The 20,019-nt window shown below is 55.5% G+C and carries 12 protein-coding genes, 1 other RNA gene and 1 pseudogene; 7 read left to right on the forward strand and 7 right to left on the reverse strand.

What is annotated here, in order from left to right:
• Positions 1–2 precede the first annotated feature (2 nt).
• The 3 genes from ALQ04_RS22715 to ALQ04_RS22725 all read left to right on the forward strand — a co-directional run bounded on the left by ALQ04_RS22715 (position 3) and on the right by ALQ04_RS22725 (position 2,155).
• A complete protein-coding gene (locus ALQ04_RS22715) occupies positions 3–746 on the forward strand; it encodes an alpha/beta hydrolase (RefSeq protein WP_122317973.1) in 744 nt (247 codons plus the stop codon).
• The gene (locus ALQ04_RS22720) at positions 746–1,264 is read left to right on the forward strand and encodes a hypothetical protein (RefSeq protein WP_122317974.1); all 519 of its coding nucleotides are present in this window, start codon (positions 746–748) and stop codon (positions 1,262–1,264) included. Before ALQ04_RS22715 ends, ALQ04_RS22720 begins: the two co-directional genes overlap by 1 nt.
• 138 nt (positions 1,265–1,402) lie before the next feature.
• A complete protein-coding gene (locus ALQ04_RS22725) occupies positions 1,403–2,155 on the forward strand; it encodes a hypothetical protein (protein WP_183142256.1) in 753 nt (250 codons plus the stop codon).
• Between the two features lie 732 nt (positions 2,156–2,887).
• Here the strand turns inward: ALQ04_RS22725 and ALQ04_RS22740 are convergent.
• Entirely contained in the window at positions 2,888–4,654 is a 1,767-nt protein-coding gene (locus tag ALQ04_RS22740; protein WP_122317976.1) for an NACHT domain-containing NTPase, read from the reverse strand.
• A gap of 258 nt (positions 4,655–4,912) precedes the next feature.
• On the opposite strand from ALQ04_RS22740, the gene ALQ04_RS22745 reads away from it, so the two are divergent.
• On the forward strand, positions 4,913–5,542 hold the full coding sequence (locus ALQ04_RS22745; protein ID WP_122317977.1) for a hypothetical protein: 630 nt from the start codon (positions 4,913–4,915) through the stop codon (positions 5,540–5,542).
• Positions 5,543–5,869: 327 nt separating this feature from the next.
• On the opposite strand, the gene ffs is transcribed toward ALQ04_RS22745, so the two are convergent.
• Positions 5,870–5,966: signal recognition particle sRNA small type (gene ffs, locus ALQ04_RS22750), an RNA gene on the reverse strand.
• Between the two features lie 454 nt (positions 5,967–6,420).
• On the opposite strand from ffs, the gene ALQ04_RS22755 reads away from it, so the two are divergent.
• Entirely contained in the window at positions 6,421–6,696 is a 276-nt protein-coding gene (locus ALQ04_RS22755) for a hypothetical protein (RefSeq protein WP_122317978.1), read from the forward strand.
• A 100-nt stretch (positions 6,697–6,796) separates the two neighbouring features.
• On the opposite strand, the gene ALQ04_RS22760 is transcribed toward ALQ04_RS22755, so the two are convergent.
• The 5 genes and pseudogenes from ALQ04_RS22760 to ALQ04_RS22780 all read right to left on the reverse strand — a co-directional run bounded on the left by ALQ04_RS22760 (position 6,797) and on the right by ALQ04_RS22780 (position 15,812).
• A complete protein-coding gene (locus ALQ04_RS22760) occupies positions 6,797–7,969 on the reverse strand; it encodes a putative zinc-binding metallopeptidase (protein ID WP_122317979.1) in 1,173 nt (390 codons plus the stop codon).
• A 126-nt stretch (positions 7,970–8,095) separates the two neighbouring features.
• Positions 8,096–10,442: pseudogene (gene ligA / locus ALQ04_RS22765) on the reverse strand (NAD-dependent DNA ligase LigA).
• Between the two features lie 117 nt (positions 10,443–10,559).
• Positions 10,560–11,408 carry a cell division protein ZipA gene (zipA, locus tag ALQ04_RS22770; protein ID WP_122317980.1) on the reverse strand — a complete coding sequence of 283 codons (849 nt, stop codon included), beginning with the start codon at positions 11,406–11,408 and terminating at the stop codon, positions 10,560–10,562.
• A 251-nt stretch (positions 11,409–11,659) separates the two neighbouring features.
• On the reverse strand, positions 11,660–15,148 hold the full coding sequence (gene smc, locus ALQ04_RS22775) for a chromosome segregation protein SMC (RefSeq protein ID WP_122317981.1): 3,489 nt from the start codon (positions 15,146–15,148) through the stop codon (positions 11,660–11,662).
• A 4-nt stretch (positions 15,149–15,152) separates the two neighbouring features.
• Entirely contained in the window at positions 15,153–15,812 is a 660-nt protein-coding gene (locus ALQ04_RS22780; protein ID WP_122317982.1) for a GntR family transcriptional regulator, read from the reverse strand.
• A gap of 273 nt (positions 15,813–16,085) precedes the next feature.
• Between ALQ04_RS22780 and xdhA the strand changes: the two genes are divergently transcribed.
• The gene (gene xdhA, locus ALQ04_RS22785) at positions 16,086–17,540 is read left to right on the forward strand and encodes a xanthine dehydrogenase small subunit (protein WP_122317983.1); all 1,455 of its coding nucleotides are present in this window, start codon (positions 16,086–16,088) and stop codon (positions 17,538–17,540) included.
• The gene (xdhB, locus tag ALQ04_RS22790; protein ID WP_259645070.1) at positions 17,533–19,950 is read left to right on the forward strand and encodes a xanthine dehydrogenase molybdopterin binding subunit; all 2,418 of its coding nucleotides are present in this window, start codon (positions 17,533–17,535) and stop codon (positions 19,948–19,950) included. Before xdhA ends, xdhB begins: the two co-directional genes overlap by 8 nt.
• Positions 19,951–20,019 lie beyond the last annotated feature (69 nt).

The following is a 20,019-nucleotide window of genomic DNA, read 5'->3' on the forward strand; positions in this document are numbered from 1 at the left end:
GAATGGCAGCAGAACAACAAGCAGAAAAGATTGTGCTTTCAAACGGCAAGACAGCGTGTGTGGCGAAGACGCATACGTTGACGCCTATTAATGATGCCGTGGTTACAACGGTGCCGGTGGCTGAGAAGAAGGCGGTGGTGTTTTTTATTGGGGGGGCGGCGGATCAGGAGTCGTATTATTTTCAGAGGGCGAATCGTAATGTTGATGATGCAAGAATCCTCCTTCAGAAAAAAATCGACAGTTCAGAAACCCTTAAACCAAAATATGAAGGGATATCAAAAAGCTACAATACCGCTAAAGGTTCTGGCGATATCCAGACTCACTTCATTGACAAGATACCCAGCAAATCATGTCCCGTTTACATCGTCGGGCATAGCTTGGGCGGCTGGAATGGAGCACATCTATCAAAAATTCTGTCGGAAGCTGGCTATACCATTAAATTTCTGGTGACACTGGATCCCGTAGGTCAAGGGTTTCTAGTATGGCTGGGCTCAGATATTTATCTCTCTGAACCCTCTCCCGTTGCCGAAATCTGGATCAATATCCTTGCCAATTCAAGCGAACCGGACTCATCTGATAGCGTCGCAGATTTTGGAGAGCGCTGGATCATAAACTCAGGGCCGACGATAAATAAGACCGCCGATATTCAACACTATGCAGCAGGCCGGATGTTCAAAGAGCCGGTGCTATGTGAAAAGTCCGCGTGCGACCTGATTTTTGACTCCATCAATGAGATCCTGGGCTAATGAATATATACCGTGCTTTCATTTGTCTAGCAGCACTCTTGTGTGCTGCCTGTTCAAAAACGGCTAATATCCCACCAGCCGAACTTACACTGTCATCTTTTGAAAGAGGGCCAAACAGCCTCTTTGTTATCAATTTTCATTCAAGTGTCGACCTAGAGCATGCATTCAAGGACTACGAAAACAAAAACCAACTAACGCCAGTACTGACTTGCTCACTAGATCGCGACACAAACTTCTCAACGGACCACGCTATCAACATAAGGCTTGAAGGATTAGTCGAGGCAAAAAACCAAACCAAACCAAACTACAGCTTCTTGTCCGAGGTTGTTATTTACTACTTTAACCCTGATGGAAGTCAGAACAACAAAAACAAGGACAAGGATATCATTCCGCTGATTGCAGCCCAAGCTTCAATCCCCTGTCAGGTGCGCATCGCCTCATGGGGATATAATGTCTACTATAGCAATACCTTTTTCATTCCATCGAAGCTGATGCTGGAAAAGATGAGGAAAATATAGGTACTCAACGAGTACAACTGCAATCAGATGTTCCCTGATTCATACACATGCGATTAAATTACTTATTTTGGCGCCACCACGAATACGGCACTTAAAACCCGAAAAAAGTCGAGTTAGGGCCACCAAGGCATTTTACCAATGAGACAATATCGTAACTTTATTTTATTAGCAGTTTTCCTATGTACAGCCTGCGCAAAAACGCCAAACATCCCACGCGCAGAGCTTAGGCTGTCGTCTTTTGAGCGAGGCCCCCATAGCCGTTATACAGTTAGCTTTACCTCAAGCATTGACCTGATGCGCGCCTTCAACAATTACGAAAACAGCAACCAACAAAATCCGGTACTGACGTGCTCTCTGGATCGCGACATGAATTTTTCAACAGATCATGTTATTAAAATAAAAGCCAGAGGCTCAGTAAAAGCCAAAGATCAAAGCAGACTAAACCGCGACTTCATTTCAGAAGTATCTTTCTCCTACTCCAATCCAGACGGAAGCGAAAGCAGCCTAAGTGAGTACGACGAAATAAGAACATTGATTGAGGAGCAAGCATCGATCCCTTGCAACGTTCGTATCTCTCCTTCATGGGGATACAAAATTTACTATACCAATACGTTTTTTATCCCATCAGCGTTAATACTGGAAAAAGTGAGAGAAAATAACTCAACCACTGAAAGCTTCTTACAAACCGCGCACCCGTTTATTGCAGATCGCTGGCCTCCTGCTTTAATATTCCCGGCAATTGGAATCCCTCTGCCTGCGCCTATCGTCATCATCGACGACACCTTTTTTCTCGGCCCCCTTCAGCCACAAGTTCAAACTCATCAACGAAACCACCGGCGAACCCATGCCCAACCACCGTTACGCCATCCAGCGCGCCGACGGCAGCATTGAACAAGGCGTCAGCGACGCCCAGGGCTTCACACATAGGGTGAGATCGCAGGTGGCTGAAAGCGTCAAAGTGTTTGTGGAAGATTAAGAAAATGCCAGGATAAGCAGCAGAACAAATGTAAGTGCTCCATAAACCCTATACTCAAAGCCGCCGCGTGATGCAGGATGCCGTACTCCGATTTCTTTCTGGAGGCTCTCTTAGTCGAAAGGTAAATCCTAGAAACGTGAACTGCGTCGTCGGGTAGAGTGCTTTGCGGTTACTATCCTTGCAGTCGACGATCTTCGATTTATCTGGATGAATGCTGAGCAGGCTTTCCTCCAAGCGTACCTGGATAGCACCCATGACCTCATTCGCCTGCTGCTCGCTGCGGTAGTAGACCACAGCACGTCATACACACTTGCATCTTCCGCTTCTCACAACAGCGCCTGCTCCCCCGGACACATGATTGCGCGGCTAATTGGTTTCCCCTGCCAACACGTCACCATAAGCCTCACGATAAATAGCACATGACTCGGAGTCGAGGTGTTTCACCACAATTTCTTTCGTAGAAACTTTCATCCTTATCAACTACCAGCTTGGCTGGCGTACCATGCGCTTCATACCAGAATTTGCGAAGCAGTTACAGACTCTTCATGCTAGAAAAAACATAACTACACATTGGCATAAAGCGCATTCACCACTATTCACCCCACTTAAGATCATGACAAAACAACAAAAGAATCAAGCAACCAATGTCAGGTAATATCCATAAAATCACTAGCTTCTTCATGCTTTTCGAGAAGATCCTGCATACGAACTAGCTCCGTTACTAACTCGACGTACAGTCTTTCCACATAGATAATAACGTCACTCGCGAACTCTACCCCCCTATCTTCCGATATCTCAAGATAGCTTCTTTGATCACATGAAGGGTTTTTCATGAATCCAGCATTCCAATGAGGAAGACTCGGTGATGAACTAAACATCTTTGCAAACACTTGAGTATCAAATTGATGCAGGCTATAGAAAGTCTCGTCTTCACCTCTGACCTTTTCAACCCAGAACTTATAGGAAGTTTGATTCGCCTTTCTTCTTACAACAGTCAAGCCACTTAAATATTTTTTTACCGCACTCTTTTTTAAAGTATCCTCACCACCCGACAAGTACTTCCTTGCCTTTTCAATATCTGGCATAAAAAAATACTTCATTGCACGATGAGAGTCTATCTGCTTCAGAAAAACCAACTCCTCGTTCCACTGCTGCCACTTTTTCTCTAAAACCTGGCTATAGAATCGTCTCGCAACCATATCAGTTCGAGTCTTAATATATCTAGCCGCAAAAAATTCTTGCACACTAGCATGCACAAAAGAAAGTTTGTTTCCCTCTTCAATCAGAAGACAAGTAATCTTCTTAATATCATCTAAAAAAGATTGAGGCTCAGCGTCAATCCCTACTTCCTTAATACTATTAACAGCCATATCATAGGCTGCCTCATAGTCTATAGAGTTAAGCTGCCTCTTCCTGGTAGAGAAACAAAAAGCCTCAAATATTTGCTGAATCTGCCGATCGTCAACTTTTGATTTTCTATGCCGCCTCCATCCCAATTTTGAAGCATCATGGCGAATCAAGAGGATCTGAAAAAGATCATTGTAAAATTCTGCAAATCCAAGTGGAATTTTTTGAGCACTTCTATAGGAGATAGCTAACAAAGTTGCTAGCAAAGGAGTAGTAATTAACTCTCTAATTTTTGTAGGAGAAGACTTGATTGCAGAATAAATCCGACCAGAAAATGCTTTATCTTTGGTGATTTTCTTGTAAAACCCCCCCAAATCATTAAGTTCAAGCGGCTGAATTCGATAAGAATGAAAATTGGTAAGATGCTTACAGTTAGAATCGGGGCGAGATGTCAAAACCATTTTACAATCTGGAAAATCAAATGACATTTCTTCAATTTCTTGCATCAACTGGCTGACATTTCCTGGTTCGACCTCGTCGAATCCATCGAGCAATAGCGAAAGCTTTCCCGCAGTAGCAAACAAACAGAATAACTCGGCATCAACAGCAATACCCATTAAGTTAGAAAATTTTTCAGCAAGAAACGTCCGAAGAGTTTTACCATCTACATGCCGGAGCTCAACAAAGATAGGAATTCGAGTACCGGTTTTTATTTCTCCCCCCAGCAAGTAGCGCATCAGAATTGATTTCCCCTGCCCTACAGTGCCAAAAATTATATTATGGTTATCCTTAAATGGATCGAGATTCTTTAGCCTAATGGCCGACGGTGGAACAGGATCGTTTCGAACAATTTGGACAGGGTAGAAAAAGGAGGATAAGCTAAGCGGCCTATCAGTATGCCATATCGTTTTCACTCGCTGAGTTTCATACAGCTTTTTATGCAACATCTTTGCCTTTGCAGCGGTCCTAATAGTGGACAGCTTCGCCTTTACGTCACCGTCTGATGCCAAAAACAGCTCATCAATCGGTTTTTTCAAGAGTGAAATCGCTAGCGAAAAATCAGGCATCTTTTACCTTAGCTCATCGTGACCAAGAGGATAAAATAGCGGCTTGAGCATAGAGAATGCAAACTGCCATTACGTGCCACATAAACACAGGTTTTAAAAAAAAACAAGCATCGCAACTACACACCAAACAAGCTTTAGTTGCTATGGAGGAACCAAATTCGCTGAAGCAGTTAAAAAGATGTGTTGTTACCCTTCTAAATTATGGCAAAATGCCTTCAATAGGTAGATGAAATCGAAAATTTTTACCATGGAGGAAAAATGAATAGGCGAATATTCGTAGTTTCACTGGGCATGGCAGGCACACTAGTCATAGCGCTACTAGGATTTTATTGGGCGACCTTTGGGTTTAATCGCTCAACAGATCAAGCTGTATGGGGATCATTTGGAGATTACTTCGCAGGCATTCTTAATCCTATTTTTTCATTATTCGCATTCATGACAGTTCTGTGGTCACTCCACTTGCAAATGAATCAGCTAAGAGAAATTTCAGCAGAAAAACTAGCAGAGGAAATTCTTCAAGTAATCAAAGATATTGATGGAAGAATAATATCACTCATTAGCCTTGGTTCGAAAGAGTTCCCCCTCCAACAGATGATATTTGAAGCGGAGCGCAACCCAGAGAAATCCAACAGAACGGAAGAATACTCTAGGCTCCTGAGGCGAGCTAAAGAACAGGGAAGTGAAATCGAAACAACTACCAGTAATTTGTGCGAACTTCTAATAAGCATGCACAGATTTGCTCAAAGACACCCTAAAACTCAAGGCGGAGCAATTGCCCCATTGGTAGAGTACTATCTAAACAAAACCTCAAGCCTAATACATATACTCGAAGCAACCACAAGCATACCGGCTGACGTAGTCGAGTTTTTCAAAACAAGACGCATTTAACCTTCATACGATGCAGAGCAGAACTTATTAGACAACCACGTGACAAAAATATCAGCTACGCGATCCACAACACGACTAATCCAATCTAAAGATAGCTCATTATCGACACGGATAGATAGAGTGAACTGAGCACTGAACCTTTGTCATTATCAAACCATCAACAGGCGGCAGATCTACGAAGCTCGCTATCAGCACAATACCACTAGCTGAGTCAGGCAAAATTCACCCTACTTGAAGAAACACACTAATCAGACGCAGTAAACGCAGGTCTAGTATGTCTTTTGGAGAAAAAAGCCCTTGAGCTAAGGACTTAAAGAAAGGTGGCAACCCCACCAGCCACACCCCGGCACACAATGTTCCCGCTGTGGCTGCTCCCTTCCGGGCCTGACCAGGTTAACGGGTAATCGTTGCGGGGGGACCGATGGGGTCGCCATAACGACGCTCGCCAGTCGGCGAGCCGCGCCATTGTACCGGTCTGGCGCGAAGTTACAACCCGTAATCCAGGATAAAAATTCGAGATTGCTCAAGCACTTGCCTGACAAGGCCCCGACGGGTTGCAGGGAGTGGGTTCGGGGCTTATAGTCGCGCGGTCGCTGCATATCAGCGATGGGGTGTGGAAGCCCCGCTGTGTCAGGAGTGCGCAGACGCACGTATCAGTAATCGGAGGCCGCAAGGTGTCCGATGGCTTTGTTATGGCGGCTGTGTGCTGGGGCACCTTCGGGTGCGCCGGGTTGCTCCTACCGGTCTTCCACACCCGCGCACAGCTGCCACCCACTCATGTGGAAGTGAGTTTTTGGTAGCTCCATTTAAATCAGGAGTTAAACCATGTTCAAAATCACACCCAATCCCCCTGCCCCCGCGCTTTGCGGAGGTGCAGCATGACGCGCTTTATCCCGCTCAAAAGCAACAACACCGATACCCCGGTGCTGCACATCGACAGTCAGGCACCGCTGGATTTTCTGTTTGCCAGTGCCGACCGACGCATCCGCATGGCTCGACGCCTGCTGGAATGCCTGGACGGTGCCGATGACAGCGATGTGCGTTATATGGCCAATGCCGCGCTGATGCTGTTGAGCGATGGCTGCGATGCGCTGGATGCCGTGGAGAAACAGGTGTTTCGCTTTGTGGCGGATGGGGCTGCGGTCAGGCATTAGCCTTAAAGCTGTGTATTTTGCTGCCTGTAATGACGCTGTCGCGAGCAAGCTCCCTCCCACGGGATGAGTGCAATCCTTGTGGGAAGGGGCAAGACGGTTTCTACGGGTTGGCGGCCTGGAGTACTTCGTCTGCCTTGCCACCGGTGCCCTGGATGACGAGGTGGATGAAGTGCAGCTTGGCGATGGCGGCGGCTGGCAGGACGAAGGGGTAGAAGTCTGGCTGGCCCATGCTGCGTGAGAGTTCGTTGAGCATGCTGGCCAGTTCTATCCAGGCGTTGACGAACGACAGGAACGCCGGGCCGTCCGGGTGTTGCGGCTCGTACAGGGTTTCCAGCGGGAATGGCTGGTAGTCCATTTCCATTTCCCGGGCGCTCATGCCCAGGCCCAGCGCGGTATCCACCGCATCCATCATGTGCAGGTAATGCGCCCAGGTTTCCGCCCAGTCTTCCCACGGGTGCATGGTCGCGTAGGCGCTGACGAACTGCTGCTGCCAGCCATCCGGCGCGCCGTTCTGGTAATGCTCCTCCAGCGCATCGGCGTAACTGGCGCGTTCGTCGCCGAACAGGTTGCGAAAGCCGTTGAGCCAGTAGGTGTTGGCGATCAGCCGGTCCCAGTAATAGTGGCCGACTTCATGGCGAAAATGCCCCAGCAGCGTGCGATACGGTTCGTGCATCTGCACGCGCACCGCTTCGCGATGGGCATCGTCGGCTTCTTCGATATTCAGGGTGATCAGGCCATTGGCGTGGCCGGTGGTCGGCAGCTTGCCTTCGAGGTCGACCCCGACAAAATCGAAGGCCAGCCCGGCTTCTTCATCGGCGCTCTTGGGGATGACTTGCAGACCCAGCGAGATGAGTTGGGCTACCAAGCGCCGCTTGGCGGTTTCGACCTTGCGCCAGCGCTCGGGGTTTTCCGGGACGGACAGGTCGGGAATGGTGCGGTTCAGGCTGCAGGCGATGCAGAACTCGCCAGCGTCATGGGCGGGGAACAGCCAGTTGCAGGCAGCAGGCGTATGCAGGTTGGCGCAGCGCCGATAGAGGCCTGCGCCGGGTTCGTCGCTGAGGCGCCAGGTATCGGGCTCGCCAGCCGGTTCGAGGGCGGCGATGCGCTCCTGTTCAGGCAGATAGCCCAGCGCCGCCGAGCAGGCCAGGCACTGGGAGTTGGGAAAGAACACCGACTGGCCGCAGCGGCATTGCCAGACCTTGCTGTTGCGCTTTGTTTCGCTGACGAAAGGTGCAGCGATCCGTGAACTCAATTGTTCAAAAAAGCGGTACATGGTGGTTTCCCCGAGGTCCGTGAACAGACTAGATCATGGGGCGTTGCAGGGGTTCCGTGAGATTTTGGGGGCCTGGGACATTCAATGAAATGGCTGTCGCGGGCAAGCCCCCTCCCACAGGAATCTTTATTCCACTTCAATGCCATGCTTGGTCAGGAATGCCACAAAGGCGTCTTCATCCAGCACTTCCAGGCCCAGTTCATTGGCTTTGGTGAGCTTGGAGCCCGCGCCCGGTCCGGCGACGACGGTGTGGGTCTTGGCCGATACCGAGCCGGACACCTTGGCGCCGAGGCTTTCGAGTTTTTCCTTGGCGATGTCGCGGCTCATGCGTTCCAGCGAGCCGGTCAGCACCCAGGTCTGGCCGGCCAGCGGCAGGCCTTCGACGGTTTTCTTCTCGCTGCGCCAGTGCATGCCGAAGTCCTTGAGCTGCGCTTCGATGGCCCGCGCCCGCTCGGCGTTGGCCTTGTCATCGAAGAACTCGCGCACGTTCTTGGCCTGCTTCTCGGGCAGCGCCTGACGCATGTCCAGCCAGTCGGCGCTGATGACGTTTTCCAGGGTGCCGAACTTGTCGGCCAGTTTCTGCGCCCCGCCCTTCGCGACAAAGGCAATATTCAGTTTGTCGATCAGGCTGCCCAGCGTGGTGCTGGCCGCGAACTCGGCGCCCAGTTCGCCTTCGTCCTGTAATTGCAGGCCGCACTCGCCCAGCAAGGCATCGATGACTTCACGGTTGTGGCTGTCCTCGAAGAAGCTGTGAATCTCGTGAGCGACTTCCAGGCCGATGTCCGGCAAATAGGTGAGCACTTCCGGCAAGGCCTGACGCACGCGCGCCAGGGACGCCAGCGAGCGGGCCAGCACCTTGGCGGTTTCCTCGCCCACGTCAGGAATGCCCAGCGCGTAGATGAAGCGCGCCAGGGTCGGCTTGCGGCTGTCGGCAATGGCCTTGAGCAGCTTGTTGCTGGAGATTTCGGCAAAGCCTTCCAGATCGATGATCTGTTCGTATTGCAGCTTGTACAGATCAGCAGGCGAGCCGATGAGTTTTTCGTCGACCAGTTGCTCGATGGTCTTGTCGCCCAGGCCTTCGATGTCCATGGCCCGTCGCGAGACGTAATGGATGATCGCCTGTTTGAGTTGCGCGCCACAGGCCAACCGGCCAACGCAGCGGTACACCGCGCCTTCGCTGACGGTTTCCTTGCCCTTGCTGCGCTTGATCAGTTGCGTGCGTTCCACATGGGAGCCACACACCGGGCAGGTTTGCGGAACGTCCACCGGACGGGCGTCTTGCGGGCGACGCTCAACGACGACCTGCACCACTTGCGGGATCACGTCGCCAGCGCGGCGGATGATCACGGTGTCGCCGATCATTACGCCCAGCCGTGCCACTTCATCCATGTTGTGCAGGGTGGCGTTGGCCACGGTCACACCAGCGACCTTGACCGGCTTGGACAGCGCCGGTGCGGCCGACCTGGAATTCGACGTCCAGCAGTTCGGTCAGCTCTTCCATGGCCGGGAATTTGTGGGCGATAGCCCAGCGCGGCTCACGGGCGCGAAAGCCCAGTTCGCGCTGGGAAACCAGGTCATTGACCTTGAACACCACGCCGTCGATTTCATAGCTCAATGCCAGGCGGCGCTCGCCGATGTCGCGGTAGTACTCCAGACAGCCTTCGATGCCGTCAGCCAGTTTCAGCTCGCGGCTGACGGGCATGCCCCAGTCCTTGAGCTTGTTGAGCAGGCCTACATGGGTATCGGAAATTTCGGCAGATATCTGGCCCACGCCGTAGCAGCAGAACTCCAGCGGGCGGTTGGCGGTGATTTTCGAGTCCAGTTGCCGCAGGCTGCCCGCCGCCGCGTTGCGCGGGTTGGCGAAGGTCTTGCCGCCGATTTCCTGCTGGCTGGCATTCAGGCGCTCGAAACCGGCCTTGGACATGAACACTTCGCCCCGCACTTCAAGTACGTCAGGCCAGCCGCTGCCTTGCAGCTTGAGCGGGATATTGCGCACGGTGCGCACGTTAATGCTGATGTCTTCGCCGGTGGTGCCATCGCCACGGGTCGCGCCACGCACCAGCGCGCCGTCGCGGTACAACAGGCTGACCGCCAGGCCGTCGAGCTTGGGTTCGCAGCTGTATTGCACCTTGCCGCCGCCGCCAAACAGGTCGCCCGCCGGCAGGTCGAGGCCGGCAGCCACGCGCCGGTCGAACTCGCGCATGTCGTTTTCTTCAAAGGCGTTGCCCAGGCTCAGCATCGGCACTTCGTGGCGCACTTGAGTGAAGGCCGAGAGCGCGGCGCTGCCGACCCGTTGCGTCGGCGAGTCCGGGGTGACCAGATGCGGGTTATCCGCCTCAAGGGCCTTGAGTTCGTGAAACAGGCGGTCGTACTCGGCATCCGGAATACTGGGCTCGTCCAGCACGTGGTAGCGGTAGTTATGCTGGTCCAGTTCTGTGCGCAGTTCCTGGATTCGGATTTCGACGGCCTTCATACAATGTTCTCTCGAAAAGCAAAAAAGCAGCCTCGGCTGCTTATATCAAACACATATTCCTGTAGGGGCGAATTCATTCGCGAGGCGGACCTTTCGCGAATGAATTCGCCCCTGCGATCAGCGGCGCTGGGTCAGCGCACGGCGCTCGAATTCGACAATGCGCTGGCGATAATGCTCAATCGTTTGCGCGGTCATGACGCTGCGCTGGTCGTCTTTCAGCTCGCCGTTCAGTTCATGGGCCAGCTTGCGGGCTGCGGCAACCATGACGTCGAAGGCCTGCTTCGGATGACGCGGGCCCGGCAGGCCAAGGAAGAAGCTGACGGCACGGGTGCTGAAATGGTCGATGTCGTCCAGATCGAAGATGCCCGGCTTGACGGCGTTGGCCATCGAGAACAGCACTTCACCATTGCCGGCCATGCTTTCGTGGCGGTGGAAAATGTCCATTTCACCGAAGCGCAGACCGCTTTCCAGAATGTTCTGCAACAGAGCCGGGCCCTTGAAGCCGCTTTCGTCACGGCAGATCACGCTGATGACCAGCACTTCCTCGACCGGCGGCAAGTCCTTGTCTTCGGTGATGCGCTGGGCCGGCTTGTCGTCCGGGAAGTCGTCGTTGCGGTCGGTGAACAGGCTCGGGCCGTCCAGATCCAGGTTCAGGTCGCCCTGCTGCGGCTCGTCCTTGCGTTTCTTTTCGCGCTTGCTTTCACGCGCTTCACGCGGCGTCGCACTCATCGACGGCAGGTCCTGCTCGTCCAGTTGAGGTTCTTTCTGGTTGTCCAGCACACGGGATGGACCGAGCAACTCGGCGGACGAGTTTTCTTCGTCGTCCGGCAGGTTGGAGAAGCTTCGGTCGAGCCTGAATTTCAGTTTTCCCTTGCCGCCGCGCATACGGCGCCAGCCGTCGAAGAGAATACCGGCAATGACAATAATGCCGATGACGATCAGCCACTCGCGCAGACCGATTTCCATGTAATCCAGTGCCTCTAATGAAGAATTTTCAAAATAAGGGCCTAAACCCCTTTAATACGTGGTGCCAAGTCTATGTTCTAACTGGCATTTTGCCCACGCCGAAATAAAAAAGTGGTCACTAAACTAGCACGACCAAAGGTAACTTTACACCGTCTGTTGCACCTGTTTGGCGCCAGGGGTGGTATCTATCGCTATCGCTTCACATATTTGGGCCATTAAAACGCCATTTACTGGCGAAAAAACCGCAGAAATCACGCATCCACAAGGGCCATCGCTTCCTCAACGTCCACCGCTACAAGGCGCGAACAGCCTGGTTCGTGCATGGTAACGCCCATCAACTGGTCGGCCATTTCCATGGCGATCTTGTTGTGGGTGATATAGATGAATTGCACGGTTTGTGACATTTCTTTCACCAAGCGCGCATAACGTCCTACGTTGGCGTCATCCAGTGGCGCATCGACTTCGTCGAGCATGCAGAACGGCGCCGGATTGAGTTTGAAAATGGCAAAAACCAGTGCCAGTGCAGTCAGGGCCTTTTCCCCACCGGACAGCAAATGAATCGTGCTGTTCTTCTTGCCGGGAGGACGCGCCATGATTGTCACCCCTGTATCGAGTAAATCTTCGCCCGTCAGTTCCAAATAAGCCGAGCCACCACCGAAAACTTTCGGAAATAGCGCCTGAATTCCGCTGTTTATCTGATCGAAGGTCTCCTTGAAGCGATTGCGGGTTTCCTTGTCGATCTTGCGAATCACGTTTTCCAGGGTTTCCAGCGCTTCCACCAGATCGGCGTTCTGCGCATCGAGGTAGCGTTTGCGCTCGGACTGCTGCTGGTATTCGTCGATGGCCGCCAGGTTGATCGCGCCCAGGCGCTGAATCCGCCCGGCAATGCTTTCGAGCTGGTGTTCGGCGCCCGCCTCACTGGCTTCAGGGCTCAAGGTTGCCAGCACGCCGTGCAGGTCATAACCGTCTTCCAGCAACTGGTCCTGTAAGGCTTTACGCCGCACCGTGAGGGATTGCCACTCCAGACGCTGCTGCTCCAGTTGCCCGCGCAGCAGTTGCGATTGCTGCTCGGCCTGGGTGCGGCGCTTCTCGGCATCGCGCAGGTCACGGTCGGCGTCTTCCAGGGCGATCTTGGCAACACGCATTTCGTCATCGACGACCATGCGTTTTTCCAGCAATTCTTCGAGCTTGAGGCGCAACTCTTCCAGTGGTGCCTGCCCTTCTTCCAGGTTCAGGCCCAGTTGCTCGCTTTTTTCGGACAAGCGCTCGGACTGCATCTTCAGGCGCTCCAGCGCCTGGCGCGTGGAATCGTGCTGAGCCTTGATCGAGCCCAGCCGCACTGCCAGTTGATGGCTGCGATCCTTGTGCTGGCGGGCTTCCTGGCGCACCCGGTCCAGACGCTCACGCAAGCTGTCGCGCTGCGCCTGCAACAGCTCGCGCTGTTCAGTGTCCTGGGCCATGGCGTCCAGCGCATCCTGCAATTGCAGGCGCGACTCGCCGAGGTGTTCATGTTCGATGGCGCGCTGCTCGCCGACTTCGGTGAGTTCTTCATCCAGTCGGGTACGGCGCAGGGTCAACTGTTCGACCTTGGCTTTGGCCGCCGACAGTTGCGCCTTCAATTCGCCCTGCTGACGGGTTTCGTCCTGCAGGCGCCGGCGCAGTTGTTCGCGGGCGTCTTCCTGTTGCGACTGTTGTTCGCGCAGGCTCAGCAATTGCTCTTCGCGGGCCGCCAGCGCTGCTTCCAGCTCATCGCGCTCCAGGCCCAGGCGTTGCAATTCCTGTCCACGGGCCAGCACGCCGCTTTGCGCTTCACTGGCACGCCGTACGCGCAGGAAGTGCCGCCCGACCCAATAGCCGTCGCGGCTGATAAAACTTTGTCCGGCACTCAACTGCCCGCGTCTTGCCAGGGCTTCGTCGAGGGTTTGCACCGGAATCACCTGACCCAGCCAGGCCGACAGGTCGACCGGGCTGTCGACCTTGTCCAGCAGGCTGCCGGGCAAGCGCTCGGTATCGACACCGGGGCTGAGCAGGCGCAGGTCGCCTTGCTGGAAACCGGCCAGATCGAGCCCGGCAAAATCATCCACCAGCACCGCTTGCAGATCGGCACCGAGCACGGTTTCCACCGCCAGCTCCCAACCGGCCTCGACACTCAGCCCTTCGGCCAGACGCGGGCGCTCGGCCAGTTGCTGGTCACGCAGCCATTCGGCGGTGCCGGTGTCCGGGTCGAGGGCCGCCTGTTGCAGGGCTTCCAGCGAGGCCAGTCGGCCATTGAGACGTTGCAGTTCGCCCTGGGCCTGCTGTTGGGCCTGATTGGCCTGCTGCAATTGCTCGCGCAGTTGTTCCAGATGCTCGACCACCTGCCCTTCGTTGAGGTGCAGATCGTCGATGGTCATTTCCCGGGTGGCGAGGTCTTCGCTCAGCTCAAGAATCGCTGCGTCTTCCGGGTCGGCGGCCAGCAACTGGCGCTCTTCGCCCAAACGCCGCTGACGCTCGGCCAGGCGTTCGATGCTTTGTTCCAGTTGCTGAATGCGCGACTGCTGCACCTGAGCCTGACGCTGCGGCTCGGCCGATTGCTGGTTGAAGGCGTCCCACTTTTCCTGCCAGCCGTGCATGGCGGCTTCGGCGTCTTCCAGGGCAATCGCCGATTCCTCGGCGGCGGCGCTGGTCATTTCCTGTTCCGGTTCGAGCATTTCCAGCTCTTCGCCCAGAGTCGCCAGCAAGGTGGTGTCGTGGCCAAGGTGCGATTCGGTTTCCTGGCGGGCGCGCTCGGCTTCGCGCAGGTCGTCCTGCAACTGACGCAGGCGTTGCTGGCCATGCTGGATGCTCTGCTCGACCCGCGCAATGTCGCCGCCCACCGAATAGAAACGACCCTGCACCAGGTTGAAGCGTTCGGACAGGTCGTGATGGCCGTCGCGCAGCCGCTCGATACTCGCATCGGCACTGCGCTGATCGGCTACCAGTGCCTCGAAACCGGTTTCCTGATTGCCGATCACCGCCTCGCGCTGGCCGACCTGCTCGTTCAGCGCCTGCCAGCGCAGGGCCGACAGCTGGGCCTTGAGCTGACGTTCCTCGGCCTTGTATTCCTGATATTTCTCGGCGGCCTGAGCCTGCCGGTGCAGGCGTTCGAGCTGGCGTTCCAGCTCTTCGCGCAGGTCGGTCAGACGCGCCAGGTTTTCATGGGTGCGGCGGATGCGGTTCTCGGTTTCCCGGCGACGCTCCTTGTACTTGGAAATGCCCGCCGCCTCTTCGATGAAGTTGCGCAGGTCTTCGGGCTTGGCTTCGATCAGTTTGGAGATCATGCCCTGTTCGATGATCGAGTAGCTGCGCGGCCCAAGCCCGGTGCCGAGGAAGATGTCGGTGATGTCGCGGCGCCGGCATTTGGTGCCGTTCAGGTAATAACTGTTCTGGCTGTCGCGGGTCACCTTGCGGCGAATGGAAATCTCCGCGTAGCTGGCGTATTCGCCTACCAGCGTGCCGTCGGAGTTGTCGAACACCAGCTCGATGCTCGCCTGGCTCACCGGTTTGCGGCTGGTCGAACCGTTGAAGATGACATCGGTCATCGACTCGCCGCGCAGGTTCTTGGCCGAGCTTTCGCCCATCACCCAACGCACGGCGTCGATGATGTTGGACTTGCCGCAACCATTGGGGCCGACAACGGCCGCCATGTTACTGGGGAAGTTCACCGTGGTGGGGTCGACGAAGGATTTGAACCCCGCCAGCTTGATGCACTTCAGACGCATGAGGTCAGCCTGTAGCCAGAGCGGCCAGCACCAGCCTGCAGCTGCGTTGGCAATAATGGGTGAGAACCACGCGAATCTGTGCAATATCGCGTGCAACGACAGCTTCGAGCATCTGCGAGAACAGGGCCAGATAATCGTTCAGCTCGGCCTTGCGCTGTTCCAGGGCCAGGTAATAGCTGCGGCTCATGGACGGTTGCAGATTCTCGATGGTTTCCTGCAGATACGGGTTGTCGGCAAACGGGTAGGCCGCGCGCATGACATTGAAGCTTTCTTCAACGAACACCGTAACGTCCTCACGCTCGCAACTGGCCTGGAGGCGCTGCTGAATCTGCATGAAAGGCGCCAGGTCAGACTCGCGCTGCCAGCGCTCGGCAACCGCCGTAGCGAGCAGAATATACAGCTCGCCCATCAGCGAGCAAAGGCCGACCACGTTATGCGCATTGAGCACCGTTACCTGTGCACCACGACGGGGCAGAATGATCACCAGATGCCGACGCTCCAGAACCAGCAGCGCTTCGCGTACCGTTCCACGGCTGACTCCCAGTGCCAACGTGACCTTTTGCTCCTGGATTCGCTCTCCAGGTTTCAGCTCGCCACGGATGATCCGCTCGGCTAGGTGCTGAGCGATTTGCTCGGCGAGGCTGTCCGATGCCTTGAACGTCATGTCTTTCCTTTCTGAAGCCATTACTTAAACAAGAGAGGGAGTGTATAGCACCCAAGAGTATGGCGCAGGGCCACGATCATGAAACTGGCACGAATCAAGCTAATGATCATGTAAAACCTTGATAAGACTCACACTAAATGCTCAAAGACATGCCTGAACGACGCGCAAAGCATGCATTTCCTGACTCGATAGTCAGAAAAAAATTGACCCAATAGTCAAAGCTGATAGATTCATCGACATGTTCGATTACAAAAAAATCGAGGGCTCTGCACCGTGATCCAGTTTCTTTTAAACCAAGAGCTCAAGACCGAGCACGCGCTGGACCCGAACCTTACGGTGCTCAACTATCTGCGCGGCCATGCGCACAAGACCGGCACCAAGGAAGGCTGCGCCAGCGGTGACTGCGGCGCTTGCACGGTGGTGGTCGGCGAACTGGAAACCGACAGCCAGGGCCAGCAGCAGATTCGTTATCGCAGCCTCAATTCGTGCCTGACTTTCGTGGCCTCGCTGCACGGCAAGCAGTTGATCAGCGTCGAAGACCTGAAACATCAGGGGCAATTGCACAGCGTGCAAAAGGCCATGGTCGATTGCCATGGTTCGCAATGCGGCTTCTGCACGCCCGGGTTTGTCATGTCGCTGTTTGCCCTGCAAAAGAACAGCAGCCAGGCCGATGCCCATCAGGCCCACGAAGCACTGGCCGGCAATCTGTGTCGCTGCACAGGCTACCGACCGATTCTGGCCGCCGCCGAACAGGCGTGCAGCCAGCGCCAGCCTGACCAGTTCGATCAACGCCAGGCGCAGACCATTGCCCGCCTGAGCGCGATTACCCCCACGCAAACCGCTGAACTGTCTGACGGCGAAAAACGCAGCCTGCTGCCGCTGAGCATCGCTGACCTGGCCAATCTCTACGAAATGCATCCACAGGCCCGACTGCTGGCAGGCGGCACCGATCTGGCGCTGGAAGTCACTCAACAGCACAAGCAATTACAGGTGATGATCCATGTCGGGCACATCGCCGAGCTGAAGCGTATCGAGTCTTTCGACGACCGGCTGGAGATTGGCGCCGCCGCTTCGCTGACCGATTGCCACGCGGCGCTGAAGGCCGAATACCCGGATTTCGGCGAGCTTCTGCAACGCTTCGCCTCGCTGCAGATTCGCAATCAAGGCACGCTGGGCGGCAATATCGGCAATGCCTCGCCCATCGGCGACTCGCCGCCGCTGCTGATTGCCCTGGGCGCGCAACTGGTGCTGCGCAAGGGCGATACCCGGCGCAATCTGGCGCTGGAAGATTACTTCATCGATTACCGGGTAACGGCGCGCCAGCCCAGCGAGTTCATCGAGAAAATCGTTGTGCCCAAGGCCAGGGCGGGCCACGTGTTCCGCGCCTACAAGGTCTCGAAACGGCTGGATGACGATATTTCCGCAGTGTGCGCCGCCTTTAATCTGCTGATCGACGGCGGCCGGATTGTCGCGGCGCGCATCGCTTTCGGCGGCATGGCGGCGATTCCCAAGCGGGCCGCAGCCTGTGAGAGGGCCTTGATCGGCCAGCCGTGGACTTCAGCTTCAGTGGAACAGGCTTGCGCCGCACTGGCCGAAGACTTCACGCCGCTGTCGGACTTTCGCGCCAGCAAGGAATATCGCCTGCTCAGTGCACAGAACCTGCTGCGCAAATACTTTATCGAGTTGCAGACTCCTAACGTCCCGACTCGGGTGACTGACTATGTCTGATCACACTTCGCACAAGACTCAGGCCGAAATGGTCGAACTGTTTCAGCAGGATCTGACCACTGGCGTAGGCCGTAGCGTCAAGCATGACAGCGCCGACAAGCATGTCAGCGGCGAGGCGCTGTATATCGATGACCGCCTGGAGTTTCCCAACCAGTTGCATGTGTATGCGCGCCTGTCGGATCGCGCCCATGCGCGCATCGTCAGCATCGACACTGCGCCTTGCCTGGCTTTTGACGGGGTGCGGATCGTCATCACCCACGAAGACATTCCCGGCCTGAAGGACATCGGCCCGTTGCTGCCGGGCGATCCGCTGCTGGCCATCGACAAGGTGGAGTTCGTCGGCCAGCCGGTCCTGGCAGTCGCTGCACGCGACCTGGACACCGCACGCCAGGCGGCCATGGCGGCCGTCATTGAATACGAGGATCTGGAGCCGGTGCTGGATGTGGTCCAGGCCTTGCGCCAGAAGCATTTCGTGGTCGACAGCCACACCCATCAGCGCGGCGACTCGGCCAGCGCGCTGCAAAACGCCCCGCATCGCTTGCAGGGCAACCTGCATATCGGCGGCCAGGAACATTTCTATCTGGAAACCCAGATCTCCTCGGTGATGCCCACTGAAGATGGCGGGATGATTGTTTACTGCTCGACCCAGAACCCCACTGAAATCCAGAAGCTGGTGGCCGAGGTGCTGGGTGTGTCCATGAACCGGATCGTGGTCGACATGCGGCGCATGGGTGGCGGCTTTGGCGGCAAGGAAACCCAGGCTGCCAGCCCGGCGTGTCTGTGCGCGGTGATCGCGCACCTGACCGGGCAACCGACCAAGATGCGTTTGCCACGGGTCGAAGACATGCTGATGACAGGCAAACGCCACCCGTTCTATATCGAATACGACGTGGGCTTTGACGATGACGGGCGCCTGCACGGCATTCAGCTGGAACTGGCCGGCAACTGCGGCTATTCACCGGACCTGTCGGCATCGATTGTCGACCGCGCCATGTTCCATGCCGACAACGCGTATTACCTGGGCGATGCCACCATCAACGGCCATCGCTGCAAGACCAACACCGCTTCCAACACAGCCTATCGCGGCTTTGGCGGCCCGCAAGGCATGGTGGCCATCGAAGAAGTGATGGACTGCATCGCCCGCTATCTGGGTCAGGACCCGTTGGCGGTGCGCAAGGCCAACTATTACGGCAAGACCGAACGCAACGTCACGCACTATTACCAGACCGTCGAACATAACCTGCTGCAGGAAATGACCGCCGAGCTGGAGCAGAGCAGCCAGTATGCCGAACGGCGCGAGGCGATTCGTGCCTTCAATGCGCAGAGCCCGATCCTCAAGAAAGGCCTGGCGCTGACCCCGGTCAAGTTCGGGATTTCCTTCACCGCCAGCTTTCTCAATCAGGCTGGTGCGTTGATTCATATCTACACCGACGGCAGCATTCACCTGAACCACGGCGGCACCGAAATGGGCCAGGGTTTGAACGTCAAGGTCGCGCAGGTGGTGGCCGAGGTGTTTCAGGTCGATATCGAGCGGATTCAGATCACTGCGACCAACACCGACAAGGTGCCCAACACCTCGCCGACTGCGGCGTCCAGCGGCACCGACCTGAATGGCAAGGCTGCACAGAATGCAGCGGAAATTCTCAGGCAACGGCTGGTGGAATTCGCGGCACGGCACTATCAGGTCGCTGAATCCGAGGTGCAGTTCCGCAATGGCCATGTGCGCATCGGCGAGCGGATGCTGTCGTTTGCCGAACTGGCGCAACAGGCGTGGATGGGTCAGGTGTCGCTGTCCAGCACCGGTTATTACAAGACGCCGAAGATTTTCTACGATCGCAGCCAGGCCCGTGGCCGGCCCTTTTACTATTTTGCCTTTGGCGCAGCCTGTGCCGAGGTGATCGTCGATACGTTGACCGGTGAATACAAGATGCTGCGCACCGACATCCTGCATGATGTCGGCGCCTCGCTGAACCCGGCCATCGACATTGGTCAGGTGGAAGGCGGCTATATTCAGGGTGCGGGCTGGCTGACCACTGAAGAACTGGTGTGGAACGACAAGGGCAAACTGACGACCAGCGGACCAGCTTCCTACAAGGTTCCGGCGGTGGCAGACCTGCCACTGGACTTGCGGGTGACGCTGGTGGAAAACCGCAAGAACCCGGAAGACACGGTATTCCACTCCAAGGCCGTGGGCGAACCGCCCTTCATGCTGGGGATTGCCGCATGGTGCGCAATCAAGGATGCCGTGGCGAGCCTCGGGGATTATCGGCAACAACCAAAGATCGATGCGCCCGCAACGCCGGAGCGGGTGTTATGGGGTTGTGAACAAATGAGACAGTATTCCAGGCACCACATAATGGACGGATGTACCGCCCTCTTCGCAAATGAATTCGCTCCCACAGGCAAATAACGCAACACCCGGTAGGAGCGGATTCATCCGCGAAGACAGTGCTCCAGGCACCACATCATGAACGGATGT

It is taken from the genome of Pseudomonas cichorii (assembly GCF_003700275.1).
Taxonomy (GTDB): Bacteria; Pseudomonadota; Gammaproteobacteria; order Pseudomonadales; family Pseudomonadaceae; genus Aquipseudomonas; species Aquipseudomonas cichorii_B.

What these genes read in the sequence shown, in the direction of transcription:
- ALQ04_RS22715 (WP_122317973.1), top strand. Translation starts at nt 3, where the DNA reads ATGGCAGCAGAACAACAAGCAGAAAAGATTGTGCTTTCAAACGGCAAG.
- ALQ04_RS22720 (WP_122317974.1), top strand. Translation starts at nt 746, where the DNA reads ATGAATATATACCGTGCTTTCATTTGTCTAGCAGCACTCTTGTGTGCT.
- ALQ04_RS22725 (WP_183142256.1), top strand. Translation starts at nt 1,403, where the DNA reads ATGAGACAATATCGTAACTTTATTTTATTAGCAGTTTTCCTATGTACA.
- ALQ04_RS22740 (WP_122317976.1), bottom strand. Translation starts at nt 4,654, where the DNA reads ATGCCTGATTTTTCGCTAGCGATTTCACTCTTGAAAAAACCGATTGAT.
- ALQ04_RS22745 (WP_122317977.1), top strand. Translation starts at nt 4,913, where the DNA reads ATGAATAGGCGAATATTCGTAGTTTCACTGGGCATGGCAGGCACACTA.
- ALQ04_RS22755 (WP_122317978.1), top strand. Translation starts at nt 6,421, where the DNA reads ATGACGCGCTTTATCCCGCTCAAAAGCAACAACACCGATACCCCGGTG.
- ALQ04_RS22760 (WP_122317979.1), bottom strand. Translation starts at nt 7,969, where the DNA reads ATGTACCGCTTTTTTGAACAATTGAGTTCACGGATCGCTGCACCTTTC.
- zipA (WP_122317980.1), bottom strand. Translation starts at nt 11,408, where the DNA reads ATGGAAATCGGTCTGCGCGAGTGGCTGATCGTCATCGGCATTATTGTC.
- smc (WP_122317981.1), bottom strand. Translation starts at nt 15,148, where the DNA reads ATGCGTCTGAAGTGCATCAAGCTGGCGGGGTTCAAATCCTTCGTCGAC.
- ALQ04_RS22780 (WP_122317982.1), bottom strand. Translation starts at nt 15,812, where the DNA reads ATGACGTTCAAGGCATCGGACAGCCTCGCCGAGCAAATCGCTCAGCAC.
- xdhB (WP_259645070.1), top strand. Translation starts at nt 17,533, where the DNA reads ATGTCTGATCACACTTCGCACAAGACTCAGGCCGAAATGGTCGAACTG.